This window comes from Streptomyces sp. NPDC054842 (assembly GCF_053611025.1).
Genome location: NZ_JBSGZN010000004.1, coordinates 141,345 through 165,654 on the forward strand (window position 1 = coordinate 141,345; position 24,310 = coordinate 165,654).

Annotated in this window: 26 protein-coding genes; 15 read left to right on the forward strand and 11 right to left on the reverse strand. The window is 74.0% G+C overall.

Annotation, left to right across the window (positions count from 1 at the left end):
• Nucleotides 1-4: 4 nt before the first annotated feature.
• Nucleotides 5-646: a hypothetical protein gene (locus ACWGIS_RS04975; RefSeq protein ID WP_453361001.1), complete on the reverse strand. Its 642-nt coding sequence runs from the start codon at nt 644-646 to the stop codon at nt 5-7.
• Nucleotides 643-1,059 carry a hypothetical protein gene (locus ACWGIS_RS04980; RefSeq protein WP_453361002.1) on the reverse strand — a complete coding sequence of 139 codons (417 nt, stop codon included), beginning with the start codon at nt 1,057-1,059 and terminating at the stop codon, nt 643-645. The genes ACWGIS_RS04975 and ACWGIS_RS04980 overlap by 4 nt, the downstream gene beginning before the upstream one ends.
• 268 nt (nt 1,060-1,327) lie before the next feature.
• On the opposite strand from ACWGIS_RS04980, the gene ACWGIS_RS04985 reads away from it, so the two are divergent.
• Entirely contained in the window at nt 1,328-2,221 is an 894-nt protein-coding gene (locus ACWGIS_RS04985; protein ID WP_453361096.1) for a glycosyltransferase family 2 protein, read from the forward strand.
• A 352-nt stretch (nt 2,222-2,573) separates the two neighbouring features.
• A complete protein-coding gene (locus ACWGIS_RS04990) occupies nt 2,574-6,674 on the forward strand; it encodes a BTAD domain-containing putative transcriptional regulator (protein WP_453361003.1) in 4,101 nt (1,366 codons plus the stop codon).
• Nucleotides 6,675-6,699: 25 nt separating this feature from the next.
• On the opposite strand, the gene ACWGIS_RS04995 is transcribed toward ACWGIS_RS04990, so the two are convergent.
• The 4 genes from ACWGIS_RS04995 to ACWGIS_RS05010 form a co-directional block, all read right to left on the reverse strand.
• Nucleotides 6,700-8,400, reverse strand: coding sequence for a bifunctional 3'-5' exonuclease/DNA polymerase (locus ACWGIS_RS04995; protein ID WP_453361004.1), 1,701 nt, complete (start codon nt 8,398-8,400; stop codon nt 6,700-6,702).
• A 371-nt stretch (nt 8,401-8,771) separates the two neighbouring features.
• Nucleotides 8,772-9,509, reverse strand: a complete 738-nt coding sequence (locus ACWGIS_RS05000; protein WP_453361005.1) for a Clp protease N-terminal domain-containing protein — start codon at nt 9,507-9,509, stop codon at nt 8,772-8,774.
• 31 nt (nt 9,510-9,540) lie between these two features.
• Entirely contained in the window at nt 9,541-11,775 is a 2,235-nt protein-coding gene (locus ACWGIS_RS05005) for an FtsX-like permease family protein (protein ID WP_453361006.1), read from the reverse strand.
• Nucleotides 11,769-12,515 carry an ABC transporter ATP-binding protein gene (locus ACWGIS_RS05010; protein WP_453361007.1) on the reverse strand — a complete coding sequence of 249 codons (747 nt, stop codon included), beginning with the start codon at nt 12,513-12,515 and terminating at the stop codon, nt 11,769-11,771. The genes ACWGIS_RS05005 and ACWGIS_RS05010 overlap by 7 nt, the downstream gene beginning before the upstream one ends.
• A 127-nt stretch (nt 12,516-12,642) precedes the next feature.
• On the opposite strand from ACWGIS_RS05010, the gene ACWGIS_RS05015 reads away from it, so the two are divergent.
• Nucleotides 12,643-13,785, forward strand: coding sequence for a DUF2786 domain-containing protein (locus tag ACWGIS_RS05015; protein WP_453361008.1), 1,143 nt, complete (start codon nt 12,643-12,645; stop codon nt 13,783-13,785).
• 49 nt (nt 13,786-13,834) lie between these two features.
• Here ACWGIS_RS05015 and ACWGIS_RS05020 read toward each other — a convergent pair whose 3' ends face one another.
• From ACWGIS_RS05020 to rpmB, 4 genes are all read right to left on the reverse strand, one after another.
• A complete protein-coding gene (locus tag ACWGIS_RS05020; RefSeq protein WP_453361009.1) occupies nt 13,835-14,368 on the reverse strand; it encodes a DUF4232 domain-containing protein in 534 nt (177 codons plus the stop codon).
• A 320-nt stretch (nt 14,369-14,688) separates the two neighbouring features.
• Nucleotides 14,689-15,204, reverse strand: coding sequence for a hypothetical protein (locus ACWGIS_RS05025; protein WP_453361010.1), 516 nt, complete (start codon nt 15,202-15,204; stop codon nt 14,689-14,691).
• A 59-nt stretch (nt 15,205-15,263) separates the two neighbouring features.
• A complete protein-coding gene (gene rpsN / locus ACWGIS_RS05030; RefSeq protein WP_453361011.1) occupies nt 15,264-15,569 on the reverse strand; it encodes a 30S ribosomal protein S14 in 306 nt (101 codons plus the stop codon).
• Nucleotides 15,569-15,805, reverse strand: coding sequence for a 50S ribosomal protein L28 (gene rpmB / locus ACWGIS_RS05035; protein ID WP_453361012.1), 237 nt, complete (start codon nt 15,803-15,805; stop codon nt 15,569-15,571). The genes rpsN and rpmB overlap by 1 nt, the downstream gene beginning before the upstream one ends.
• Before the next feature lie 62 nt (nt 15,806-15,867).
• Here rpmB and rpmG point away from each other — a divergent pair, with 62 nt between their 5' ends.
• From rpmG to ACWGIS_RS05075, 8 genes are all read left to right on the forward strand, one after another.
• Nucleotides 15,868-16,032: a 50S ribosomal protein L33 gene (rpmG, locus tag ACWGIS_RS05040; RefSeq protein ID WP_037717627.1), complete on the forward strand. Its 165-nt coding sequence runs from the start codon at nt 15,868-15,870 to the stop codon at nt 16,030-16,032.
• Nucleotides 16,033-16,037: 5 nt separating this feature from the next.
• Nucleotides 16,038-16,292 carry a type B 50S ribosomal protein L31 gene (locus ACWGIS_RS05045; RefSeq protein WP_453361013.1) on the forward strand — a complete coding sequence of 85 codons (255 nt, stop codon included), beginning with the start codon at nt 16,038-16,040 and terminating at the stop codon, nt 16,290-16,292.
• On the forward strand, nt 16,292-17,491 hold the full coding sequence (locus ACWGIS_RS05050) for a CobW family GTP-binding protein (protein WP_453361014.1): 1,200 nt from the start codon (nt 16,292-16,294) through the stop codon (nt 17,489-17,491). Before ACWGIS_RS05045 ends, ACWGIS_RS05050 begins: the two co-directional genes overlap by 1 nt.
• A gap of 3 nt (nt 17,492-17,494) precedes the next feature.
• A complete protein-coding gene (gene rpsR / locus ACWGIS_RS05055; protein WP_453361015.1) occupies nt 17,495-17,725 on the forward strand; it encodes a 30S ribosomal protein S18 in 231 nt (76 codons plus the stop codon).
• A 72-nt stretch (nt 17,726-17,797) separates the two neighbouring features.
• On the forward strand, nt 17,798-18,172 hold the full coding sequence (locus ACWGIS_RS05060) for a VOC family protein (RefSeq protein WP_453361016.1): 375 nt from the start codon (nt 17,798-17,800) through the stop codon (nt 18,170-18,172).
• A 7-nt stretch (nt 18,173-18,179) separates the two neighbouring features.
• Complete coding sequence (locus tag ACWGIS_RS05065; protein WP_453361017.1) at nt 18,180-18,524, forward strand: ArsR/SmtB family transcription factor; 345 nt, start codon at nt 18,180-18,182, stop codon at nt 18,522-18,524.
• Nucleotides 18,521-19,030 (forward strand): SRPBCC family protein, encoded by a 510-nt coding sequence (locus tag ACWGIS_RS05070; protein ID WP_453361018.1) that lies wholly within the window; start codon nt 18,521-18,523, stop codon nt 19,028-19,030. The genes ACWGIS_RS05065 and ACWGIS_RS05070 overlap by 4 nt, the downstream gene beginning before the upstream one ends.
• Before the next feature lie 173 nt (nt 19,031-19,203).
• Nucleotides 19,204-19,467, forward strand: coding sequence for a DUF397 domain-containing protein (locus ACWGIS_RS05075; RefSeq protein ID WP_453361019.1), 264 nt, complete (start codon nt 19,204-19,206; stop codon nt 19,465-19,467).
• 108 nt (nt 19,468-19,575) lie between these two features.
• Here ACWGIS_RS05075 and ACWGIS_RS05080 read toward each other — a convergent pair whose 3' ends face one another.
• A complete protein-coding gene (locus tag ACWGIS_RS05080) occupies nt 19,576-20,085 on the reverse strand; it encodes an ATP-binding protein (protein ID WP_453361020.1) in 510 nt (169 codons plus the stop codon).
• Between the two features lie 360 nt (nt 20,086-20,445).
• On the opposite strand from ACWGIS_RS05080, the gene ACWGIS_RS05085 reads away from it, so the two are divergent.
• The 4 genes from ACWGIS_RS05085 to ACWGIS_RS05100 all read left to right on the forward strand — a co-directional run bounded on the left by ACWGIS_RS05085 (nt 20,446) and on the right by ACWGIS_RS05100 (nt 24,231).
• Entirely contained in the window at nt 20,446-21,270 is an 825-nt protein-coding gene (locus tag ACWGIS_RS05085; RefSeq protein ID WP_453361021.1) for a helix-turn-helix domain-containing protein, read from the forward strand.
• Between the two features lie 159 nt (nt 21,271-21,429).
• Nucleotides 21,430-22,890 (forward strand): aldehyde dehydrogenase family protein, encoded by a 1,461-nt coding sequence (locus ACWGIS_RS05090; RefSeq protein ID WP_453361022.1) that lies wholly within the window; start codon nt 21,430-21,432, stop codon nt 22,888-22,890.
• Between the two features lie 102 nt (nt 22,891-22,992).
• Nucleotides 22,993-23,541 (forward strand): DinB family protein, encoded by a 549-nt coding sequence (locus ACWGIS_RS05095; protein ID WP_453361023.1) that lies wholly within the window; start codon nt 22,993-22,995, stop codon nt 23,539-23,541.
• Nucleotides 23,542-23,589: 48 nt separating this feature from the next.
• The gene (locus ACWGIS_RS05100; protein ID WP_453361024.1) at nt 23,590-24,231 is read left to right on the forward strand and encodes a PadR family transcriptional regulator; all 642 of its coding nucleotides are present in this window, start codon (nt 23,590-23,592) and stop codon (nt 24,229-24,231) included.
• Nucleotides 24,232-24,310: the final 79 nt, after the last annotated feature.

Sequence of the window (24,310 nt, forward strand, 5' to 3'; positions counted from 1 at the left end):
CCCCCTACTCGCCCTGCTGGTCCTGTGCGGCGCGCTCCTCCGGCGAGGGGCCGAAGGTGTCGTCCAGCGCCTGGTTCCACTGGTCGTCGGAGATGCCGAGCACGTCGTTGAGCGCCTCGGACCGCCGGCCGCCCTGGCCCTCGGTGAGCACGGTCCGGCCGGTGTCCTTCCAGGTCTGCTCCATGTCCTGACCGGCCTTGTCCCAGGACTCGGCACTCCAGTCGGGGTCCAGGGCGTCGGGCGTGAAGACGTCGCCCCAGTCCTGCGCGGCGATGTCCTCCTCGCTCGCGTGCGGGTTGCCGCCGAACACCGAGTTGACGCCCACCTTGACCGCGCCCTCGACGTACCGGTCGTGCTCCCACAGGGTGCCCGCCGCCAGGCCGAGGCGGTCCGCGATCGCACTGGCGTCGTGCACCAGGGCCCGTACGCCCCACTCCCAGCGCTCGCAGAAGTCCTCGAAGTCGACGGAGAGGCCGTGGTGCCCGGCCTCCATCCCGGTCATCGCCAGCTGTGAGAAACCCTTCCCCATGATGGAGCCGGTGGGGCCGCCCAGCTCGCCGAGCTGGTCGATCGTCGCGCCGATGCCCTGGGTGAACTTGGCGACGGACGCCTTGTCGAGATTCAGGTCCGCGTCGTCACCGCTCACTGGCGCGCCTCCGGGGCCGGGCGGCCGGTGTCGACGGCTACCGCGTCGGGGACGATGCCGGCGACCGGCGGGAAGAACATCGCCCCGTCCTCCGTGGCGATGTCGACGGCGAGACCGGCGGGTTCACCGAGGGAGGGCACGATCTCGTCGACGATGCGCGCCCCGAGCAGCGCCGCGTACTCCATCGGCCGGTCGCCGGGTCCGTGACGCAGGGCGAACCGGGCCAGCGCGGCCTCGTCGCTGAATCCGCAGATCCACCGCACCCCGCCCGAACGCACCGACCACAGACCGCCGTCGGCCACCGGCACCAGCAGCACCGAGCGCCGCATCTCCCCGACCAGGGCGCGGGGGTCGCCGTCCCCGCGTCTGCGGTCGGCCGTCCGCTCGGCGAGCGCCGCCTTCGGCTGCTGCACGGTTCCTCCCGGGTCATGGGTGACTGACGGCACCGTAGAGCAGGACGCGGGGCACGAGGGTGTCGGTTCTCGTGAAGGTTTCCGCGCGGAACCGGCCGCTCGCGGGGACGGACGGACGCCGTCCGGGGACCGCCTTCCGTGGACGGGACACACGCCCGGCGCGCGAACGGGCGGCAGGAATGAGGACATGGGCCGTACGACGGGGTACGAGGCGGTGAACGGCTAGCATCGCGCACTAGTCGTCGGCCGAGATGAGGTGGGTGTCGTGGTGGCAGAACCGCGGATCGCAGTTGCCGTGGTGACCATGGGGAACCGGCCCGCCGAGGTCGACGCGCTGCTGGCGTCCGTCGCCAAGCAGGACGTCGCGCCCGCGCGGATCGTGATCGTCGGGAACGGCTGCCCGCTGCCGGACTTCGCCGAGCGGCTGGGACTGCCCGGCGAGGTCACGCCCGTCGAGGTGGACGAGAACCTCGGCTGCCCCGGCGGCCGCAACGTGGGCCTGCGGACCCTGCGGGAGTTCGGGGACATCGACGTCGTGGTCGAACTCGACGACGACGGGCTCCTCGTCGACGCCGACGTGCTGCGCCGGGTGCGCGACCTCTTCGCGGGCGACCCGCGGCTCGGCATCGTCGGCTTCCGCATCGCCGACGAGCACGGCGAGACCCAGCGGCGGCACGTGCCCCGCGTCGGCGCCCGTGACCCCCTGCGCGGCGGACCCGTCACCGGATTCCTCGGCGGCGGGCACGCCTTCTCCATGCGCATGCTGGACGAGATCGGGGACTGGCCGGCCGAGTTCTTCTTCGCCCACGAGGAGACCGACGTCGCCTGGCGCGCCGCCGACGCCGGCTGGACCGTCCTGTACGAGCCCGCACTGCTGCTCCAGCACCCGAAGACCTCGCCCGCGCGGCACGCCATCTACCACCGGGTGACCGCCCGCAACCGGGTCTGGCTCGTGCGGCGGCGGCTGCCCCTGCCGCTCATCCCCGTCCACCTCGGCGTCTGGGTGCTGCTCACGCTCGTCCGCACCCGGTCGGCGGGCGGGCTGCGGGCCTGGTTCGGCGGCTTCGTGGAGGGGTTCCGGGTGTCGGGCGGGGAGCGGCGGCCGATGCGGTGGCGGACGGTCTGGCGGCTCACCCGGCTCGGACGGCCGCCGGTCATCTGACCTTCGCGGCGAGCGCCGGGCCCCGTGAGGGCCGCGGAACGCGCACGTCCGCCCACCGTCTCCGGGCGGACGAGGGCCCCGGTCGCTCACCTCTGGCGACCGGGGCCCTCCCGCGTTCCCGAATCCGGCCGCGGCGGCGTCACTCCCCCGAGTTGCGCGGCGTACGCGCGCGCCGTCGGGCCAGATTCGATGATGTGATCACATCAGACCGCACCAACGGATCGCTAACATGTGGCCAACGGTTCTCCAAGGAATCGCGAGTCGGTCGGCGGGAACTCGTCGTAAGTCGGCGCGGAGTCGCCGGGCGTGGCCGCCCGAAGCGGACTCCGCGGGAAGGCAGTGGGGCGGCGTGATGCGGGACGGGCTGCGGTTCGGACTGCTGGGTCCGCCTGTCCTGTACGGCGCGGACGGCTCCGTCACCCCGGTCGGCGGCGGCAAGACGCGCGCCCTGCTGGTCGCGCTGCTCCTCGAACCGGGCCGGGTCGTCCCGGTGCACGTGCTCAAGGACGCGCTGTGGGACGGCGCGCCGCCGGCCTCCGCCCACGCCTCGTTGCAGAACCACGTGTCCCGGCTGCGGCGCCTCCTCGACTGCCCGACGCGCCTGCGTGCCGTGGCCCCCGGCTATCTCCTGCGGATCGGCGACGGCGAACTGGACGTCCAGGTCTTCGAGCGCCGCCTCACCGCGGCCCGCGCCGCGCACACCCGGCGCGACTGGGCCCTCGTACGGCGGGAGGCGGACGCCGCGCTCGCCCTGTGGCGCGGGCAGCCGCTCAGCGGCCTGCCGCCGCACACCGGCGGCCACGCGCTCGTCCCCCGGCTGGAGGAGGCGCGGCTCCAGCTCCTGGAGTGGCGGTACGACGCCGAACTGCGTCTCGCGGAGGCGGCGGACGGGACCACGGGTGCCGCGGGCCGCCAACTCAACCGGCTGGCGCCCGAACTGGCGGCCCTCGTCGCCGGGCATCCGCTGCGGGAGTCCTTCCACCGGCTGCTGATGCTCGTCCTGCACCGCACGGGCCGGCAGGCGGAGGCGCTGGCCGTGCACCGCGATCTCCGGGCCCGGCTGATCGGCGAACTCGGCATCGAGCCGGGGCCCGCGGTGCGCGAGGCCCACCTGGAGATCCTCCAAGACGGGGACACCGGGACGGGCGAGTCCGTCACCGGTCCGCAAGCGTCCGAGGGGTGCGAGGGGTGCCAGGGCACGGAGCCGCCCCGGGAGCCGACGGGACGGGAGGGGCGGACGGCTGCCTCCGAGGACGCGGGTGCGGTCGCTCCCACGGAGGTGGGCTCCACGGCCCGGACGGGGGCGGGTTCGGCGGCGACCACGGATGCGGGTTCGGCGGCTCCTACGGGCGTGGGTGCGGTAGTTCGGACGGATGCGGGTTCGGCGGCGACCACGGATGCGGGCGCGGTGGCTCCTGCGGGGGCGGGCGCGACGGCCCGTACGGAGGTGGGTTCGGCGGCCTCCGCGGGGGCGAGTGAAGCGGCTCTCGCGGAGGCGGGGGAGGCGTTTCCCCCGGGGGCGGGTGCGGCAGCTCGCACGGAGGTGGGTTCGGCGGCTCCCGCGGGGGCGAGTGAAGCGGCTCTCGCGGAGGTGGGTTCGGCGGCTTCCTCGGGAGCGGGTGCGGCAGCCGTCGTGGGCGCCGGCGCGGCAGGTGTCACCGAGTCCGCAGCTCCGCCCGCAACGGACGCCGGTCTCCCTCTCCCCGCTCAACTCCCGCCCGCGCCGGCCCACTTCATCGGACGTCGCGACATCATCGAGAGCCTCCGCCGCGTCCTGGCCCGCGAGGACGACGGGGACGGCGACCGGGGTGACGGTCGGCGGGTGGGCCGCGACGGCGACAGCAGCGGGGGCACCCGTACACCGAGGAGCGGCGACGGCGGCCGGGGCGACGGCCCCCAGGAGCGGAGCGGCGGCCACGGGGACGGGAGCCCCGGCGCGGAAAACCGAACCGGCGCGGAGCCCCGTACCGGCGCGGACCTCCGAACCGGCGAGGGCACGTGCCGGCGTCCGGACGCCGCCGCGCTCGCCGTGCTCAGCGGCATGGCCGGCGTCGGCAAGAGCGCCCTCGCGCTGCACGTCGCCCACGCTCTGCGGAAACGTTTCCCCGACGGCCAGCTGTACGTCAACCTGCACGGTGCCACGCCGGGGATGACCCCGCTCGGGCCCGGACAGGCGCTCGCCTCGCTGCTGCGCGACCTCGGCACCGAGCCGCGCCGCATCCCCGAACACCCGGACGCGGCATCGGCGTTGCTCCGCTCGGTGCTCGCGCCGACGCGCACGCTCATGGTGCTGGACGACGCGGCGAACGCCGCACAGGTACGGCCGCTGCTGCCGGCCGGTGCCGGGTGCGCGGTGATCGTGACGAGCCGTTCGCCGCTCACCGCGCTCGACGGCGCCCACCGCTTCCCGCTCCCGCCGCTGTCCGACGAGGAGAGCGCGGAGCTGCTGCGCGCGGTGTCCGGGCGGGAGGAGGGGCTCGACGGCGCGCACCCGCTCGTCGAACTCACCGGCCGTCTGCCGCTCGCCCTGCGGATCGTCGCGGCCCGCCTCGCCGCCCGCCGGGCCCTCACGCCTGACGTCCTCGCCGGGCAACTTGCGGCCACCGAAGGGCGGTTGCACCACTTCGAGTACGACGACCTGAGCGTGCGCAGGTCGCTGGCCGTGGCCCACGACGCGCTGCGCACCTCCACGCGGGAGGCGGACCGGGACGCCGCGCTGGCGTTGCTCCGCATCGGAGCGCTCGATCTCCCCGGGTACGGGGTGCCACTCCTCGCCCGGCTCACCGGCACCGACGCTCGGCGGGCCGAGGCCGCGCTGGACCGGCTGGTCGACGTCGCCCTCCTGGAGGAGACGGCGTACGGCCGCTACGCACCCCACGACCTGGTCCGCGACTTCGCCCGCGAGATCGCGCGGCCGTCGACGGGGGACGGCGGCACGGAGGCGACCGGGGTCAGCGGGACAGGTGGGCCCGCTGGGACCGGAGGGCGATCCGGGACGGATGACGTAGGGGCGCCGGAGGACGGCGGGACCGGCGGCACGGAGCCGACCGGACTCAGCGGGACGGAAAGGCTCACCGGCACCGGTGTTGGGGCCGGCGTAGGCACCGGTGACGCAAGCCCGGTCCGGTCCACCAGCACCGCTGTTGGGGCCGGCGTAGGCACCGGTGACGCAGGCCAGGCCCGGTCCACCAGCACCGGCGTAGGCACCGGCCACGCAAGCCCGGCCCGGTCCACCGGCACTGGTGTTGGGGCCGGCGTAGGCACCGGTGACGCAAGCCCGGTCCCGTCCGTCGGTGGCCGTGCTGGCGGGGGCGCCGGTCTCGGGGGCGATGGTGCCTGCGTCGTCGAGCGTGCCCTGCGCTGGTACGCCGCCGTCGCCGCTCGGTCCCTCGATGCCATCGTCGAGTCCGGTCCGGACCGCGAGGACCGGAGCCGCCCGACCGCCTCGCAGCCCCCGTCGCACGCGGCCGACGTCGGGTCCGTGCCGCCGTTCGCCTCGGCCGGGGAGGCGTTCGCCTGGGGTGACCAGGAGCTGGAGAACGTGGTGGCCCTCGTCGAGCGCTACGCGCACTCCCACCCGCACGTCCTTGTCCTGGCGCGCCTGATCCACCCGTACGTGCAGCGCAGCGGCCGGGTCGCCGAGGTGGAGGTGATCCAGCGGGCGGCGCTCGGGGCGGCGCGACGGCTCGGCGACGAGGCGGCGGAGGCGTACGCGCTCGGCGACCTGGCGGGACTGCACTTCATGACGGGACGCACGACCGACGCGCTCGCCCTGAACGATCAGGCGCTGGCCGTCTGGCGGCGGCTCGGCGTGCTGTCCTGCGTGCGCCGGGGACTGAACAACCGCGGGATGCTGCTCGAAGGGCTCGGACGCTACGCCGAGTCGGGTGAGGCGCTGCTCCAGAGCCTGGAGCTCTCCCGCACGCTGGGCGACCCGCACACGGAGGCCGTCACCTACAGCCACCTGGGCAACCTGTACGAGCACACGGACCCCCGGGCCGCCATCGCCCACCACAAGCGCAGCCTCGCGATCGGCGACGCGACGGACGACGTGATCCTGCGGCACTCCGCCCACTGCAACATCGGCTTCGCGCACCTCACCCTCGGTGAACCCTCCGCCGCCGTACCGCACTTCGAGGAGAGCCTGCGCATCCTCGACGGGCACGGCTACTGGCACGGGGAGTCGCAGACCCGGCTGGGGCTGGTGCGGGCGTTGCGCCGGCTCGGGTCGGTGGAACGCGCCGCCCGGGAGTGCGAGGTGCTGCTCCGCCGGGCCGACCGGCGTGCGGACCGGTTCACGCAGGGGCTCGCCCGCCACCAGCGCGGGCTGCTGCTCCGTGCCCGGGGGCGCATCGATGAGGCCTACGCGGAGTGGGAGTCGGCGCTCGACGCGCTGGCGGGCAGGGACACGCCGGTGGTCGAGGAGCTGGCCGCGCTGCTCGCCGCGAGGTGACCTGCCGCCGCTTCGTGCGGGCCGCTCACTTCGCGTCGGCGTAGCACTCCACCACGGCCGTGGTGAACGGGAAGCGGACCGGGGTGCGGCCGAAGGTGAGCGTGCCCGCCAGCTCCGCCGCCTCGCGGATCGCGGTCACCACCGTGTCGGCCTCCTCGGCGGGGCAGTGCACGATCACCTCGTCGTGCTGGAAGAAGACGAGCTCGGCGGCGAGGCCCGCGCAGGTGCGGCGCAGGGCGGCGAGCACCAGCAGGGCCCAGTCGGCGGCGCTGCCCTGGACGACGAAGTTGCGGGCGAAGCGGCCCCGGGCGCGGGAGTCGCTGGACGCGTAGCCGGGGACCCAGCCCTGGTCGGCGGTGTCCGTGCCGCCCGCGTCCGCCGGGGTGTCCTGGGGGATGCCGGCCTCCTCCGCCCCCTCGCCGGAACCCGCCGCCGGGGGACACGTCCGCCCCAGCCACGTCCGCACCAGGCGCCCCTCCTCGCCCGCCCGGGCCGCGTCGTCGACGTAGGCGACGGCCTGGGGGAAGCGGCGGCGCAGCAGGGCCAGGTTCTTCAGTCCGTCGCCGGACGTCTGCCCGTACACCGCGCCGAGGACGGCGAGTTTCGCCTGGGCGCGGTCACCGGAGAAGGCCCGGTCGGACACCGACTGGTACAGGTCGCTCTCACGGCCGGCGACCTCCATCAGGCCGGGGTCGCGGGAGATCGCCGCCAGTACGCGCGGTTCCATCTGGTCGGCGTCGGCCACGACGAGCCGCCAGCCGGGGTCGGCGACGACGGCGCGGCGGATCACCTTGGGGATCTGCAGGGCGCCGCCGCCGTTCGTCACCCAGCGGCCGGTGACCGTGCCGCCCGGCAGGTACTCGGGGCGGAAACGGCCGTCCCTGACCCAGTCCTGGAGCCAGGACCAGCCGTGCGCGACCCAGATCCGGTACAGCTTCTTGTACTCCAGCAGGGGCTTCACGGCCGGGTGGTCGACGGACTCCAGCTCCCACCGCCGGGTGGACCTGACCTTGATGCCGGCCTGGGCGAACGCCTTCACGACGTCCGCCGGCAGGTCGGGGCGCACCCGCCGGCCGAAGGCGGCCGACACCTCGTCCGCCAGCTCGGCCAGGCGGCGGGGCTCGCCGCCGCCCGCGTACCGCTCGCCGAGCAGTTCGTGCAGGACCTCGCGGTGGACGTCCGCGCTCCAGGGGAGCCCCGAGCCGTTCATCTCGGCGGCCACCAGCATGCCCGCGGACTCGGCCGCCGTCAGCAGCCGCATCCGGTCCGGGTGCGCCGCCGCGTCGTGCCGGCGCTGCTGGTCCGCGTACACCTCCAGGAGGTCGCCCAGGGGTACGCGCGTGGGGCGCGGTTCGAAGAGGGAGGACTGCGAGCCGGGCTCGGCGGAACGCTGGGGCGGGTCCTGGGGCACGGGGCCGCCGCGCAGCCGGGCGAGGGCGGCGGCCGCCGACCGGGGTTCACCGAGGCGCCCCTCGTGGCCGAGCAGCAGGGTCTCGGCCGCCTCGATGTCGTAGCACCGCTCGACTCGCACCCCCGCGGCGAGCAGGCGCGGATACACCTCGGCCGTCGACCGCCACACCCACCGGACCACGTCGGGTCGTGTCCGCACGGCCTCGACGAGGTCCGCCTCGCGCCGGACCGGTCCCGCGGGCAGCCCGTCCCGGCCGAGGGCGACGACTTCGGCGCCGCCGTCCTCGGCCGGGGCGAGCGCCCACCGGTCCGTCATGTCTGCGAGTGTCGCAGGGGGGTCTGACATCGGCGTTTTCCGCGCCGCGCGCCGCGCGCCGCCGCGTCCGTGTCCCGGACGCCTGCCCGCGCGGGGCCGGACGGGGAGCGGTGGCGGGTGCCCGTCCGAGGGGCGCCAGCCCGCCCTTGCGGGCGACGGGGGCGGGGGACCAAGGGCCGGCGGGCGACGGGGACAGGGTGACCCGGGTCGCGGAGGGCGCCCCAGGACACGCGGTCCGGGTCCGACGCCGACGCCTCTGATCCCGCTCGGTCCTGCCCGGCCCCGCTCGTCCGGTCCCGATGGCGCCTCCCGGTCCCGACCGCGCCTCCCGGTCCGACCGTTCCGCCCGGTCCGCCGTGCCCCGGGTCGGGTCACTCCGCCGTCTGGGCCAGGCGCTGCTGGATGTCCGCGAGGGCCCGCGTGACGTGGTTCTCGGTCGTCGGCTTGTCCAGGCCGAGGCCGGTCAGGACGCCCTCGCCGTTCTCGTGCTCCAGCAGGGCCAGGAGGATGTGCTCCGTGCCGACGTAGTTGTGGCCGAGGCGCAGGGCCTCGCGGAAGGTGAGCTCCAGGACCTTCTTCGCCGCGGGGCCGTAGGGCACGAGCTCCGGGACCTCGGGGGAGGCCGGCGGGAGCGCGCCGGCGGCGGCCGCGCGGACGGCGTCCAGGGTCACGCCCTGCGCCGTGACCGCCCGGGCGGCGAGTGCCTCGGGTTCGCTGGTCAGGCCGAGGACGAGGTGCTCGGGCAGGCCCTCGGCGTTCCCCGCGCTTTTGGCCTCGTTGTGCGCGGCCATCACCACCTTCCGGGCGCGCTCGGTGTAGCGCCCGAAGCCCTGGCTCGGGTCGAGGTCCGACTCGGCCTTGGGCACGAAACGCTTCTGGGCGGCCTGCCGCGTGACGCCCATGCTCCTGCCGATGTCCGTCCAGGAGGCGCCGGAGCGCCGGGCCTGGTCCACGAAGTGGCCGATCAGGTGGTCGGCCACCTCGCCGAGGTGGTCCGCGGCGATCACCGCGTCCTGGAGCTGGTCGAGTGCGTCGGTGTGGACCTTCTTGATGGCCTCGATCAGGTCGTCGAGGCGCACGGTCGCCTTGCCCGCCGGGTTCGTCGTCATGTGTCAACCGTAGGTTGACAGTGGAAGGGTGTCAACCCGAAGTTGACATCCCCTTCGTGCGGCCCGCCGACGGGTGGTCGAGACGGGTGAGCCGCGCCGCGCCCGCCACCGAGGCACCCACCGCGACCACCAGGCACACCCCCGCGCAGCCGCCGAGCAGCCCCCACGGCACCGCCGCCGTCACCGGGGCCGACAGGCGCCCCAGGGCGATCGCGAGTCCGCCGAGGCTCACGGCGGTCACGGCGACGCCGAGGACCGCGCCCACGGCGACCCCCACCACCGACTCGCCCGCGACCACCCGCAGCACCTGTGCCCGGGTGGCCCCCGCCAGCCGCAGCGACCGCAGTTCCGCACCCCGCGCGGAGGTCGCCATCAGCGACGTGCCCGCGAGCGACAGGACGGCGTGGACCAGGGCGATGCCCAGCACCACGAACAGCCCGAGCCGGGTCTGCGGACCGGAGCGCGGATGTGCCGCCGCGAGCCAGGCCCCGGTCGTACGGACCTGCCCGCCGGTGCCGGCCGCCCGCAGGCGGGCCGCGACGGCCGCCGGGTCCGCGCCCTTCCGCACCCCCACGTCGAGCCGGTCGAGAGGGGCCCGGGGCGCGTTCGCCGCGGTCACGTACGCCCCGCTGTCGCCGGTGCCCCGCGCCAGCACGGCGGCGACCCGCAGCCGGGCCGGCCGCCCGTCGCCGAGCCACACCAGGACCCGGGAACCCACCTCGTGCCGCTCCCACTCCTCGTTCACGACGATGGAGCGGTCGTCGAGGTCGCGTACGTCCCCGGCCACCACCGGCAGCCGTGCCACCGACGCGAACGCCGCCACGTCCGTCACCGCCCGCGCCTCCGACCGGATCAGCGCCGTCCCCTCCTCCCGGACGAACACGGCCGTGGATGCCGTGCCCGACACCGTCGCGCCCGGCACCCGCACCGGCCTGAGGGCGTCGCCGGTCACGACGAACCGGGCGCGCGTCAGGTCACGGGCCTCCCTCGCCCCCGACTCCGCGACGGTTCCCGCCGACCCGAGCAGGCAGCCGGCCAGTGCCACGGTCACCAGGGCCGGGGCGGCCACGGCCGACGTCCGCCGCACGGAGGCGCGCGCGTTCTCGCGGACCAGCAGACCCGTCGCGCCGGGCAGCCGGACCAGCCCCGCGAGCGGCCGGACCAGGGCGGGTGCCAGCGCGGCCACCGCCGTGACCAGCAGCATCGGCCGGGTCGTGTACGTCTTGCGCTTGAGCAGCTCGGCCGGTTCGGTCCCGAGCTGCCAGGCCAGCAGACCGAGCCCGGCCGCCAGCAGCACGAGCCCGAGCACCCGTCGCGGCCGAGGCAGCACTCCCGTGTCCACCGCCGCCTCGCGCAGCGCCTCGGCAGGAGAGGTCCGGCCGGCCCGGCGCGCTGCGGCCCACGCGCCCGCGACGGACACCGACAGGCCGACGGCGCACGCGACCTCGTACGGCCAGTACGTCGTCCCCCGCAGCGCGAACCACGGCGGCGCCACCTCTCCCTCCACCAGCGCCCGCACCAGCCGCGGCGCTCCCCACGCCCCCAGCGCGCACCCCGCCGCCGAGGCCGCGACGCCCACCGCGAGGGCCTCCCCGAGCAGCAGCCGCCGGACCCGCCCGGGCGTGGCCCCGGCCAGCCGCAGCAGCCCGAACTCCCGCCGCCGCAGGGCCCCCGCGAGGGCGAACGTGGACGCCGTCACGAAGACGGAGACGAACACCGTGACCCCGGCCGCCGTCCCCAGCAGAGCGTCGACGCCGACCAGCGCCCCGGCGTCCCGCGCCGCCGCCGGATCGGCCAGCCGGCGGTCCGCTCCCGTCAGCACGCGCGCCCGGCCACCCCCGTCGGCCTCCGCCGAGGACCCGGCTTCCGCCGGGGACCGGGCCTCCGACGAGAACCTGCGGACCACCTCGCGCACGGCCGCCGCGGGCGCGTCGACGCCGACCGCGTGCCGGGCCGCCCCGTCGATCCGTACGGGCCCCAAGTCCCTGAGCCGACGCAGCAGTTCGCCGTCCACAGGGTGTGGATGCGCCAGCTTCTTCGACACGTGCGCGGTGGACGGCCCCCGCCGCACCTCCACCGTGAGCGTGTCCCGGCCCATGACCACGACCGGCGACCCGGCGAAGCGCTGGGGCCCCCGGGCGCCGGGGTCCTGCGCCGCGGCGAGGCAGAGCCCCATCGCCGCCGTCACCCCGACCCCGAGCGCCACCGCGACGAACGAGCCGAGGAGCGAGGCCCATCGCGTGCGCAGCGACGCCACCGTCAGCACGGCGCACCCGCCGGAGCCGTGCGCGGGCCCTCCAGGCGGGCCAGCCGCGCGGCGACGTCCGCCGCCGTCGGCGCCGACAGCTCCCCGCTCAGCCGCCCGTCGACCAGGAAGACCACGCGGTCCGCGTACGCGGCGGCCACCGGGTCGTGCGTGACCATCACGGTCGTCCGCCCCTCCCGGTCCACCGACTCCCGCAGGAGCAGCAGCACTTCGCGGCCGGCCACGGTGTCCAGGGCCCCTGTCGGCTCGTCCGCGAAGAGGACGGCGGGGCGGGTGATCAGTGCCCGGGCCAGGGCGACCCGCTGCTGCTGGCCGCCCGACAGCTGCGAGGGACGGTGCCCGGCACGCCCGGCCAGCCCCACCCGCTCCAGCGCCTCCCGCACCGCCCCGCGCGAGGGGCGCCGCCCGGCCAGCCGCGCCGGCAGCGCGACGTTCTGCGCCGCGGTGAGCGACGGCAGCAGACCGAAGGACTGGAACACGAACCCGATCAGCTCCCGCCGCAGCAGCGTCCGCCGCCGTTCGCTCAGCGCGGCGAGCTCGGTCCCGGCCACGGTCACCGTCCCGGAGGTGGGCCGGTCAAGCCCCGCCGCGCAGTGCAGGAGGGTCGACTTGCCCGACCCCGAGGGCCCCATCACGGCGGTGAAGCTCCCCTCCGCGAAGTCCAGGTCGACCCCGTTCAGGGCGGCGACGGCGCCGTAGTGACGGCGCAGGGATCGGATGCGCACGGCTGTGGTGGTCATGCCTCCCAGCGAACCGCCCGCCGCGCCCGCGCACACGACCACCAGCGGGCGTCCCCGGGGTAGGGCTGGACCCACCCTCCCCGCAGGCCGGGCGGGGCCCGGTCCGCCGGCGTGGCACGATCGAGGGATGACCAGCAGCACGCCCGGCACCGTGGAGCGCGCCTTCGAGGCCCTCTACGCCGACACCGACTCCGCCCTCGACGCGGGCGCCTCGCTGCTCGCCGCCGACCCCGCCTCGGACGCCGAACTGGCCCGGCGGGGCGAGGAGTTCGTCGCCGCCGCGTGGCGCCGGGGCTGGCAGCCCGCCGATGTCGTACGCCTGGTGCGGCGCGAGCTGGACGACGTCCACGTGCGGCTGGCGTCGGAGCTGATCGTGGCGCAGTCGAAGCGGCGGCAGGAGGGCGCCCGGGGGCCGCGCTGGGCGGCGCAGCTCGACGAACTCGCGGCCGGGAAGCCGGCTCCGCCCACCGACCGCTTCTCCCACGCGACGGCCGTCCTGGAGCTGTACCGGCTGCTGCTGCGGCTGCCCTCGATCGAGCCGCTCGACGCACCCCGCCCCGCCTCCGGCCGCGACTCCGGGCGGACCGCCCAGGACTCCCGGATGCTCGGGCGGATCCGCGCGCTGCTCGCCAAGGCGGAGGCGACCGGGTTCCCGGAGGAGGCGGAGGCGCTGAGCGCCAAGGCCCAGGAGCTGATGGCGCGGCACAGCATCGACGAGGCGCTGCTCGCGGCCCGTACGCACGCCAAGGACGCGCCGGGCGCCTGCCGGGTCGGGGTGGAGGCGCCGTACGAGACGGCCAAGGCGGTGCTGCTGGACGCGGTGGCCCGGGCGAACCGCTGCCGGGCGGTGTGGAACGACGACCTCGGCTTCTCCACCGTGGTCGGCTTCGAGCCCGACCTGGAGGCCGTCGAACTCCTCCACACCTCGCTGCTCGTGCAGGCCACGACCGCGATGACGAAGGCGGAGGCCGCGCAGCGGGCGGGCGGACGCAAGCGCACCAAGACGTTCCGGCAGTCCTTCCTGGCGGCGTACGCGCACCGGATCGGCGACCGTCTCGCGGCGGCCGCCGAGGGGCAGGTGTCCGAGTCGGCCGGTGAGCTGCTGCCGGTCCTCGCGGCCCGCGACGTGGCCGTCGCGGACCGGATGGAGGACATGTTCCCGCGGACGGTGACCACCCGGCTGCGCGGGATCACGGACGCCGCGGGCTGGGAAGAGGGCGCGGCGGCGGCCGACCGCGCCCAGGTCGGCTCCCGCCCCCGGCTGGACTGACCCGAGCCGGGCCCGTACGCCGGGACTCCGCCGGGCGTACGGGCCCGGCTCAGTCGCCCGCCGTCTGGAACGGGCTGACCGAGGCGTCCGGCGCGGATCCGCCCTTCAGGGTGACCGGGCCGTACGTCCACGGGAAGGACTGCGTGGCGTCCGACCCGGGCAGGCCGATCTCCACCTTCTCGGCGTCGGCGCTCTTCGCGGAGTCGCCCGCGGGTCCCCGTACGTACGTGATCGTGAAGGCCGCCGCCTCGTCCCGCTTGAGCTTCACCTTCACCGGGTTCGCCCCCTCCTGCGTGGCGATGGTCCAGCTGTCGGAACCGCCGAGCAGCGCGGCGCGCGGGAAGCCGTGCAGGGTGCAGTCGGCGGGGCCGCGGTTGGTGACGGTGACGGGGATGTTGCCGGTGTCGCCGGCGGCGGGAGCGGCGTTGCCGGGGCCGACCTCGATGCCGACGTGGTCGGCGGTGCAGGTGCCGGAGGCCGCGGAGGGCTTGGCGTCGGTGTCGCCGCCTGCGCCGCCGTCGTCGCAGGCGGACAGGGTGAGAGCCGCCGTGAGGACGGTGACGGCGATGGGAAGGGCGCGCATGGGTTCCCCCAGTGGTCGTGACGGTGCACATGGATCATCACGCAACCCGGCCCGCGTCCACCGCGCGCCCCACCTTTTCGCACCCGAATCGCGACCGCCGACGGCCCAGACGGTTCCGGCGACCCGAACGCCCAAGGGCCGCCGGCCCCGAACGCCCACGGGCCGCCGACCCCGAAGGATCGCGCGGCCCGTGGGTCGGTACACGGCTGACGGTCGGACGGCTCAGGAACCGAGGCCCGCCGGCCCCGAACGCCCACGGGCCGCCGACCCCGAAGGATCGCGCGGCCCGTGGGTCGGTACACGGCTGACGGTCGGACGGCTCAGGAACCGAGGCCCGCCGAAGGCAGTCCGGAGGGCAGCTTGCCGCCCTCGGCCTTGCGGTAGGTCTCCACGAGGCCGCCCTCCCACTTGACCTTCATGGTCGTGGCGCCGATGGACTCGACCATGCCGTCGGTGCGGTCGGCGGCGCCCTTGGTGCACTTGAGGTGGATCATCTGCATGTCCGCCTCCTTGCCCGCGGTGCCGCTGCACACGGTGCCGCCGGTGGCGAAGAGACCGGCCTCCTTGCCGTTGACGACCAGCGCCACGGCCTTGCCGTCCGTCGTGGCGAGCCAGCTGCCCTGGAGCTTCCCCGAGCCGCCCGTGCCCCCGGAGCCCCCGGAGCCCCCGGAACCTCCGGTGTCACCGCTCGCGGTGGCCGTCGGGCTCGCCGAGGTGGCGGAGCCGGAGCCCGAGTCGCCGTCACTGCTGCAGGCGGTCAGCACGAGTGCGGCCGCCAGTCCCGCGGCCGCGGCCGCGCTCCGCACCCGCTGGCGCGGGAAGGTCGCCGAAGTCACTGCAAGTCCCCCAAGGGTGGGCGGGTGACGACCGAGGTCGCCGGGACGACCGCAGCAAGCTACCAGGACGACTTGCGGACCCCGGGGAGAAATCCGGCGTGCGCTTGCTCACGCAGCTTCACCCGGGAGAGGCCGAAGGAGCGGAAGTAGCCGCGCGGGCGCCCGTCCACGGCGTCCCGGTTGCGTACGCGGGTGGCACTGGCGTCCCTGGGCTGCCCGCTCAACTCCTTCCGGGCGGCGTCCCGTTCGGTCGCGGTGGAGCCGGGCCGGCGCAGGATCTCCTTGAGTTCGGCGCGCCGGGCGGCGTAGCGCGCGACGGTCTCCCGGCGCCGTTCGTTCTTCGCGATCTTGCTCTTCCTGGCCATCAGATCCGCACCCCGCGGGCGCGGATGCGGGCGACGGCCGCCTCGACGCCGATGGAGTCCACCGTCTTGATCCCCTTCGTGCTCAGCCGCAGCCGCACGAACCTGCCCTCGCTCGGCAGCCAGTAGCGCTTGCGCTGGACATTGGGATCGAAGCGGCGCGACGTGCGCCGGTGGGAGTGGGAGACGGAGTTGCCGAAGCCCGGGCGGGCGCCGGTCAGCATGCAGTGGGCGGACACGGGTGACGCACCTCTCTTTTTCTCGTATTGGTAATGGGAGTCGTTTTCAGTAAGGTAGCAGCATGGCACGCAACGAACTCCGTCCGGTCGTCAAGCTCCGGTCCACGGCGGGGACCGGCTTCACCTACGTCACCCGCAAGAACCGCCGCAACGACCCGGACCGCATGACCCTGCGCAAGTACGACCCGGTCGCCGGGCGGCACGTCGACTTCCGAGAGGAGCGCTGAGCGGCATGCGCGAGGGAATCCATCCCCCGTACGGACCCGTGGTCTTCCGCGACCGCGCCGCGGGCCACGCCTTCCTCACCCGCTCGGCCATGAGGAGCGCGAAGACGGTCGAGTGGGAGGACGGGCGGACGTATCCGGTCGTCGACGTGGAGATCTCGAACGTCAGCCACCCCTTCTACACGGGCACCGCGCGCGTCCTGGACACGGCGGGCCGGGTGGAGCGCTTCGAGCGGCGGTACGGCAAGCGCGGAGACCGCTGATGGGGTCCCGCGGCCTGTCCGTCGTGATCGTCGGCGGCCTGCACGCGGACGCGCGGCGGGCCGCCGTCGCCCAGCTGCTCGCCGAGGTGCCGGACAGCGTCGCCCTCCACCACGACCTCGCGTCGGCCGTGCGGGGCACGGTCGCGCGCACGGTCAGGGACGCGGCCGGGATCGTGTCGGCGGGGGAGACACCCCTCGTCGGCGACTGCGCCTGCTGCGCCCTGCGCGAGGACCTCGTGCCGGAGCTGCGGCGGCTCTCGTACGAGGGGCGCACCCGGCTCGCGGTGGTCGAGCTCTGGGACTCCGTCGAGCCCAGGGCGATGACCGAGGTGGTCGCGGCCGCCGGACTGACGGTGACGGGCGTGATCACCGCCGTCGACCCGGCCCTCGTCCTGCCCTGCCTCGCCAACGGCGACGACCTCGCGGACCGCGGTCTGGCCGCCGCCGCCACCGACCGGCGCACGGTCGCCGACACGTTCGCACGGCAGCTGGAGTATGCCCCCGTCCTCGCCGTCACCGCCTCCGCGGAGGCGGACGAGGAGGACCACGCCCTGCTCACCCAGCTCCACCCGACGGCCCGCCGGGTGGCGGTCGGCACGCCCGCTGCCCCGGTGCACCCGGCCCGGGAGGGGGCGCCGGTGCCGCCCGTACGTCCGGCGCGGTCCGCGCTGGTGCGGGCCGCGTTCGCCGGCTTCGACGTGGAGGCGGCGGCCGCGGCCCAGCATCCGGCCTGCGCGCGGCTGCCGGCCGAGGACGACGCGAGTGGGGTCGCCACCTTCGTGTGGCGTCGGCGGCGTCCGTTCCACCCGCAGCGGCTGTACGCGGCGCTGGAGGACCTGACCTGCGCGGCGGCCCGCAGCCGGGGGCGGTTCTGGCTCGCCGACCGGCCGGACACGCTGCTGCACTGGGACGCGGCGGGCGGCGCCCTGTGCGTGGAGAACGCCGGGCCCTGGCTCGCCTCGCTGCCGGACGCCGCCTGGGACCTGGTCCCGCCGGTCCGCCGTGCCGCCGCGGCACTCGACTGGCATCCCGAGCACGGTGACCGCTGCCAGCACCTCGTCTTCACCTCACCCGGCCTGGACCGGGACGGACTCGGACCGCTCCTGGAGTCCTGCCTGCTGACCGACGCCGAGTACGCCGCCGGGCCCGACGCCTGGAAGCTGCTCCCGCCCGCCTTCGACTCCCTGCTGGAGGTCTGACCCGTGCCCCGAGCCGCCCGTGGGACCGCCCCGTCCCGCTCCCGCCCGCCGATCCGGGCCGACGTCACGTACATCGACTACAAGGACACCGATCTGCTGCGCGGGTTTCTTTCCGACCGGGGGAAGATCCGCGGCCGCCGGGTCACCCGTGTGACGGCGCGGCAGCAGCGGTTGCTCGCCCGCGCGATCAGGAACGCCCGGGAGATGGCGCTGCTGCCCTACTCCTCCCGTTGACCTGCGCCCACCAACAGGTAGGAGTCTCCCTACGCTTGACTCGTAGGGAAACTCCTACCTATCGTGATGCCCATGGACATCACCCACGCCTCCTTCGTCACCCTCCCCGTCGCCGACCAGGACCGGGCCCTGCGCTTCTACACCGAGGTCCTCGGCTTCGAGGTCACCGCAGACCGGGAGACGCCTCCCGGCCGCTGGCTCCAGGTCGCGCCGAGGGGCGCGCAGACCGTCTTCACGCTCTCGGGACCCGGCATGGGTGGTTTCGTGCCGGGTGAGACCCGGGGGATCATGTTGGTCACGACCGATGTCGACGCCGACTGCGCCCGGCTCACGGCCGCCGGAGTCGAGGTGGACGGGCCGGGCGACCTGCCCTGGGGCCGGATGGCCTCCTTCCGGGACCCGGACGGCAACGGTCTGATGCTGCTGACGGAGAAGGAAGGCTTCTGAACGCGACATGACGATCACCGGGGCCCGTGAGGACCGCCTCTTCGCCGCGCTCGCCAACGGCACCCGCCGCGAGGTGTTGCGGCTGCTGCGCGACGAGGGACCGCAGCCGGTCCAGGCCCTCGCCGACCACTTCGACATGCGCCGGCCGAGCCTCTCCGAGCACCTCAAGGTGCTCAGGGACGCCGGCCTGGTGTCGGAGGAGCGGGCCGGGCGCCGGCGCATCTACCGGCTGGAGGCCGCCCCGCTCGCCGAGGTGCAGGACTGGCTCCATCCGTACGAGCGGTTCTGGCGCGACCGGCTGAAGGGCCTCGGCGATCTGCTGGACCGCATGCCCGACCATGACGAGCCATGAGCCCCGCAGACGAACCCGCAGGCGGACCCGCTGACGGACCCGCCCAGGACTTCGCCGTCGACGACGACCTGACGACCGTCCGCGTCGACCAGTTCTTCCCGCACCCGCCGGCCAAGGTCTGGCGCGCGCTCACCGACCCCGGCCTCCTCGCCCAGTGGCAGATGCCGGGCTCGGAGGACTTCCGGCTGGAGGTCGGTCACCGGTACACGCTGACCTCCGTCCCCCGGCCCAACACGGGTTTCTCCGGCACGGTCGACGTACGGGTGCTCGCCTACGAGCCCGAGCGGATGCTGCGCGTCCGCTGGGCCGACGCCGACCCCGCGCGTCCCGCGGACTGGACCATCACGTGGACGTTGGAACAGGAAGGGCGCGGGACGCGTCTCTTCCTAGTGCACGAAGGGTTCGACCCGGACGACCCCGCGCAGCTGACGGCGCGGAAGATCATGGGCGGCGGCTGGCGTTCGCAGGTGCTGCGTTCCCTCGGGCAGGCGCTGGACCGGCTGTAGGCGGCCGGGACGGCGTGCAGCGGTCAAGAACCGGTAACAGCTGTAACCGTGGGACCACCCCGCGTGCACGTGCATCTGCTCATGCATCTGCACATGAACACAGCTATGATCCGGGACAGTTGACCGCTGCATCAATGGTCACATCAGCCAATGCACCACCCGGGGAGCAACCTGTGGACCACGACGTGTGCGACGTGGACGACGTGTACAACGGCATGGCGGCCACGGCGCTGCATGGGGTGAACTGGCAGAAGAGCAGACACAGCAACTCGCAGGGTTCCTGCGTGGAGTTCGCGCGGCTTCCTGGCGGCGACGTGGCCGTCCGCAACTCGCGCTTCCCGGAGGGGCCGGCGCTGGTCTACACGCGCGCGGAGATAGAGGCCATGCTCCTGGGCATCAAGGACGGCGAGTTCGACCACCTGATAGCGGGCGCCTGAGTGCGGCCGCCGCGGTCCGGGACGCCCGGCGGCCGCGATCTCGTGTGACGCTCGGTAATTGCGTGGTGACGCGCGTAGAACCGCGGCGCCAAGAGGCGCCGCGGTCCGTCATTCGGTGGCGGCCCCGGCCGGTGGCAGGCGGAACAGCGCCCACACGACCTTGCCGCTGAGTCTGCCCGCGAGCGGATGCCAGCCCCAGCCGTCGGCGAACGACTCGACCAGGAAGAGGCCGCGCCCCGACTCCGCCGAGAAGTCGTCCGAGTCGCGTGCGACCGGACTCTCGTTGCTGGGGTCGCGCACGGCGCACACCAGTCGCGTCGTCCAGCGCATCAGGTGCAGCCGCACCGGCGGGTCCTGTTCGCCGGCGCGCGGGGTGTCCGCGGGCAGCGCGTGCCGCAGGGCGTTGGTGACGAGTTCGGAGACGACCAGACAGACGTCGTCGAAGCGGTCGCCGATGTCCCACTGGTCGAGTGTCCTGCGGGTGAACTGCCGTGCCTCACGCACCGCTTCGAAGCGGGCGGGCAGGGCGCACGAGGCGGCGCTGGACACGGCCGCAGGGTCGAGCGGCGGAAGCCCCTGCCGTAACGGCTCGAGCATGGTCGATCCATTCGTCCCCATGCGAGGCACTCCCGGGGTTCGCGGTCGTGGCGATGCAGCGGTGGCGCGGGAGCCATGGTTCCGAAAGCGTTCAGCAGATGCAAGGGCAGATGCACGTGCACGCGCCGGAATCGATACCTCTGACACCCATTCCTGCGCATTTCTTCTGTCACCTTCTTCCCCATTGTTTGCCCTCAACTGATCCTTTCCTGTGGTTGCTTTCCGTTTCTGTAACCGAACGAGTACAGCTTGAAGTGTTTTAGTGGCAGACTTCGGCCCCTGCACACGGTTGGGGAGGCGGAGAACGTGAGCGCTGGTGAGGCATGGGGGTACCCCCGGTCGACCGCAGTGGAGGCTGGCGGAGGCTCGGTGGTGCGGCGCATGCTGCTGGGGTCGCACCTGAGGCGCCTGCGGGAGACGCGCGGGATCACCCGGGAAGCGGCCGGCTACTCGATCCGCGCCTCCGAATCGAAGATCAGCCGCATGGAGTTGGGACGGGTGAGCTTCAAGACGCGTGACGTCGAGGACCTGCTGACGCTCTACGGCATCACCGACGAGGCCGAGCGGACGTCTCTCATCTCCCTCGCGAAAGAGGCCAACGTCGCGGGCTGGTGGCACAGTTACTCCGACGTCCTGCCCAGCTGGTTCCCGACCTACGTCGGCCTCGAAGGCGCGGCGCACGTCATCCGCTCCTACGAAGTGCAGTTCGTGCACGGCCTGTTGCAGACCGAGGCGTACGCGCACGCGGTCGTCCGGCGCGGCATGAAGGGCGCGAGCGCCGCGGACGTCGACCGGCGGGTGGCCCTGCGCCTGGAGCGCCAGAAGCACCTCGTCTCCGGGCGGGCCCCCGAGTTCCACTGCGTCCTGGACGAGGCCGCGTTGCGCCGTCCCTACGGCGACCGCGAGGTGATGCGCGGGCAGCTCCAGCACCTGATCGAGCTGTCGGAGCGGCCGAACATCAAGATCCAGGTCATGCCGTTCAGCTTCGGCGGCCACTCCGGGGAGAGCGGCTCCTTCACCATCCTGAGCTTCCCCGAGTCCGACCTGTCGGACGTCGTCTACCTGGAGCAGCTCACCAGCGCCCTCTACCTGGACAAGCGCGAGGACGTCACCCAGTACGAGGGCGCGCTCAAGGAGCTCCAGCAGGACAGCCCCGGGCCGTCCGAGAGCCGGGACCTGCTGAGGGGCCTCCTCCAGCTCTCCTAACGCGGTCGGCCGGGCGTTCCGCGCGGTCCCCGGGGGCTGCGGGGAGTCCTCGCCGACTGTCCCGAGCGGCCCTCAACTCCCTTTGCACACCAGTACGATGACGTGTGATCAGACGTTGACCGGACGTCTGCCCCGGCAGCACTGGGATTGAGGGATCACATGTCGTCCTACTTCACCGACCTGGCACAGCAGTACATCGACGGCGAGTGGCGTCCCGGTACCGGATCCTGGGACATCATCGACTTCAACCCGTACGACGGGGAGAAGCTGGCCTCGATCACGATAGCCACGGTCGACGAGGTCGACGAGGCGTACCGCGCGGCCCAGCGCGCCCAGAAGGAGTGGGCCGCGACCAACCCGTACGCGCGCCGCGCCGTCTTCGAGCGGGCCCTCAGGATCATCGAGGAGCGCGAGGCGGAGATCACCGAGGTGATCATCGCGGAGCTCGGCGGCACCCACCTCAAGGCCGGCTTCGAGCTGCACCTCGTCAAGGAGTTCCTGCGCGAGTCGATCCAGCTGGCGCTGCGTCCCGAGGGGCGCATCCTGCCGTCGCCGGTCGACGGCAAGGAGAACCGCGTCTACCGCGTCCCGGTCGGCGTGGTCGGTGTCATCAGCCCCTTCAACTTCCCCTTCCTGCTGTCGCTGAAGTCCGTCGCGCCCGCCCTCGCGCTCGGCAACGGCGTGGTCCTCAAGCCGCATCAGAACACCCCGATCGTCGGCGGCTCGCTGGTCGCCAAGGTCTTCGAGGACGCGGGTCTGCCCGGCGGCCTGCTGAACGTCGTGATCACCGACATCGCCGAGATCGGCGACGCCTTCCTGGAGCACCCGGTCCCCAAGGTCATCTCCTTCACCGGCTCGGACGCGGTGGGCCGCCACGTCGCCACCGTCTGCGCCTCGCAGTTCAAGCGCTCGGTGCTCGAACTCGGCGGCAACAGCGCGCTGGTGGTGCTGGACGACGCGGACGTCGACTACGCCGTGGACGCGGCGGTCTTCAGCCGGTACGTGCACCAGGGCCAGGTCTGCATGGCGGCCAACCGGATCCTCGTGGACCGCTCCGTGCTGGCCGAGTTCACCGAGAAGTTCGTCACCAAGGTCAAGGGCCTGAAGACCGGTGACCCGAGCGACCCGCGGACGGTCATCGGCCCGGTCATCAACTCCTCCCAGGCGGACGCGATCACGGGCGTCGTCGACCAGGCCCTCGCCGAGGGCGCCACGGCCCTGCTGCGCGGCGCGGCCACCGACAACCTCGTCGAGCCGAGCGTGCTGACCGACCTGCCCGCCGACTCCGGCATCCTCCGCCAGGAGATCTTCGGCCCGGTGGCGCTGCTCGTCCCCTTCGACGGCGAGGAGGAGGCGGTGCGCCTGGTGAACGACACCCCGTACGGCCTCAGCGGCGCCGTCCACACGGCGGACGTCGAGCGCGGTGTCGCCTTCGCCAAGCAGATCGACACCGGCATGTTCCACGTGAACGACGGCACCGTCCACGACGAGCCGCTGGTCGCCTTCGGCGGCGAGAAGCGCTCCGGCATCGGTCGCCTCAACGGCGAGGCGACGGTCGAGGCGTTCACCACGCAGAAGTGGATCTCCGTCCAGCACGGGCGCAGCTTCTTCCCGTTCTAGCCGCGTTTCGCGCTCCCTTGCGGACAGCACCTGACCGCAAGGGTCCGTAGCGTCGTGGGTGTCGGAGAGAACGGCAACGGCATCCACGAAAGGCGGCCCGTCATGGTCACTCACGTTCCCGCGGAAGCGCACGGCGACGAGCGGGGCGCGCTGCTCGCGTTCCTGGAGGGCGAGCGCGGCGGCGTCCGGCGCACCCTGCTCGGGCTCACCGCGGAGCAGGCGACGAGCCGGCCGAGCGCGAGCGCGCTGTCCCTGGCCGGGCTGGCCAAGCACCTCGCCGAGGTCGAGCAGGGGTGGATCGCCCGCGCCCAGGGCGAGCCGCCGGCCGTCCGGCGGGACGAGTCGACCTGGCACGAGTGCTTCGTGCTGGTGGGGGACGAGACCCCGGAGTGGGTGCTCGCGTACTGGGAGAAGGTCGCGGCGGCCACCGAGGCGTTCATCCGCTCGGTGCCGAGTCTGGACGACACCTTCCCGCTGCCGAACGACCCCTGGTTCCCGCCGGACGAGCGGGTGTCCATGCGCTGGGTGATGCTGCGGCTGATCTCCGAGACGGCCCGGCACGCGGGCCACGCCGACATCGTCCGGGAGTCCCTGGACGGGCGGACGGCCTTCGAGCTGGTCGCCGAGGAGCGGGGCGGCGGCCGGGGCTGACCGGCCCGGCGGCGGGTCCGTGGGGGGCGGGGTCCTAATCTGGACCCCATGTCAGCGATCCGTCTCCTCGTGCTGGGCGCGGTGCGCCAGCACGGGCGGGCCCACGGCTATCAGGTGCGCAACGACCTGGAGTACTGGGGCGCGCACGAGTGGTCCAACGCCAAGCCGGGTTCGATCTACCACGCGCTCAAGCAGATGGCGAAGCAGGGACTGCTGCTCGCCCACGAGATCGCGCCCTCCACGGCCGGCGGGCCGCCGCGCACCGAGTACGAGATCACGGACCGCGGCACCGAGGAGTTCCTGGCCCTCCTGCGGGAGTCGCTGACCTCGTACGACCAGAAGATGGACGTGAAGTCGGCCGGCATCGGCTTCCTCGTCGAGCTGCCGCGGGACGAGGCGGTGGGGCTGCTGAAGGAGCGGATCCGCCGGATCGAGGCGTGGCGCTCCGCGGTGACCGGGCACTACGTGCCCGAAGAGGGTCCGGAGCAGCTCGGCCACATCGGCGAGATCATGAACCTCTGGGTGCACACCGCGGACGCCGACGCCGAGTGGACCCGGGGCCTGATCGAGCGCGTCGAGGGCGGCGCGTACACCTTCGCGGGCGAGGGTGAACCGTTCGTCGGGGTGCTGGCGGAGGGCGAGGAGAACCCGTACGCGACGGGGACGCCGCATCCCGGGGACCGCGACTAATCAAGTTTGACGAATGAGGTTCCGGGCCGTACCTTCGCCCTGGTGGTCAAGTTTGACTACTCGGAGTTCTTGGGTGGAG

What these genes read in the sequence shown, in the direction of transcription:
- rpsN (WP_453361011.1), bottom strand. Translation starts at nt 15,569, where the DNA reads ATGGCCAGGAAGAGCAAGATCGCGAAGAACGAACGGCGCCGGGAGACC.
- ACWGIS_RS05000 (WP_453361005.1), bottom strand. Translation starts at nt 9,509, where the DNA reads ATGACGACGAACCCGGCGGGCAAGGCGACCGTGCGCCTCGACGACCTG.
- ACWGIS_RS04990 (WP_453361003.1), top strand. Translation starts at nt 2,574, where the DNA reads ATGCGGGACGGGCTGCGGTTCGGACTGCTGGGTCCGCCTGTCCTGTAC.
- ACWGIS_RS04995 (WP_453361004.1), bottom strand. Translation starts at nt 8,400, where the DNA reads ATGACGGACCGGTGGGCGCTCGCCCCGGCCGAGGACGGCGGCGCCGAA.
- ACWGIS_RS05010 (WP_453361007.1), bottom strand. Translation starts at nt 12,515, where the DNA reads ATGACCACCACAGCCGTGCGCATCCGATCCCTGCGCCGTCACTACGGC.
- ACWGIS_RS05070 (WP_453361018.1), top strand. Translation starts at nt 18,521, where the DNA reads ATGAGCCCCGCAGACGAACCCGCAGGCGGACCCGCTGACGGACCCGCC.
- ACWGIS_RS05065 (WP_453361017.1), top strand. Translation starts at nt 18,180, where the DNA reads ATGACGATCACCGGGGCCCGTGAGGACCGCCTCTTCGCCGCGCTCGCC.
- ACWGIS_RS05080 (WP_453361020.1), bottom strand. Translation starts at nt 20,085, where the DNA reads ATGGGGACGAATGGATCGACCATGCTCGAGCCGTTACGGCAGGGGCTT.
- ACWGIS_RS05100 (WP_453361024.1), top strand. Translation starts at nt 23,590, where the DNA reads ATGTCAGCGATCCGTCTCCTCGTGCTGGGCGCGGTGCGCCAGCACGGG.
- ACWGIS_RS05060 (WP_453361016.1), top strand. Translation starts at nt 17,798, where the DNA reads ATGGACATCACCCACGCCTCCTTCGTCACCCTCCCCGTCGCCGACCAG.
- ACWGIS_RS05095 (WP_453361023.1), top strand. Translation starts at nt 22,993, where the DNA reads ATGGTCACTCACGTTCCCGCGGAAGCGCACGGCGACGAGCGGGGCGCG.
- ACWGIS_RS05090 (WP_453361022.1), top strand. Translation starts at nt 21,430, where the DNA reads ATGTCGTCCTACTTCACCGACCTGGCACAGCAGTACATCGACGGCGAG.
- ACWGIS_RS05050 (WP_453361014.1), top strand. Translation starts at nt 16,292, where the DNA reads ATGGGGTCCCGCGGCCTGTCCGTCGTGATCGTCGGCGGCCTGCACGCG.
- ACWGIS_RS05085 (WP_453361021.1), top strand. Translation starts at nt 20,446, where the DNA reads ATGCTGCTGGGGTCGCACCTGAGGCGCCTGCGGGAGACGCGCGGGATC.
- ACWGIS_RS05045 (WP_453361013.1), top strand. Translation starts at nt 16,038, where the DNA reads ATGCGCGAGGGAATCCATCCCCCGTACGGACCCGTGGTCTTCCGCGAC.
- ACWGIS_RS05015 (WP_453361008.1), top strand. Translation starts at nt 12,643, where the DNA reads ATGACCAGCAGCACGCCCGGCACCGTGGAGCGCGCCTTCGAGGCCCTC.
- ACWGIS_RS05020 (WP_453361009.1), bottom strand. Translation starts at nt 14,368, where the DNA reads ATGCGCGCCCTTCCCATCGCCGTCACCGTCCTCACGGCGGCTCTCACC.
- rpmG (WP_037717627.1), top strand. Translation starts at nt 15,868, where the DNA reads ATGGCACGCAACGAACTCCGTCCGGTCGTCAAGCTCCGGTCCACGGCG.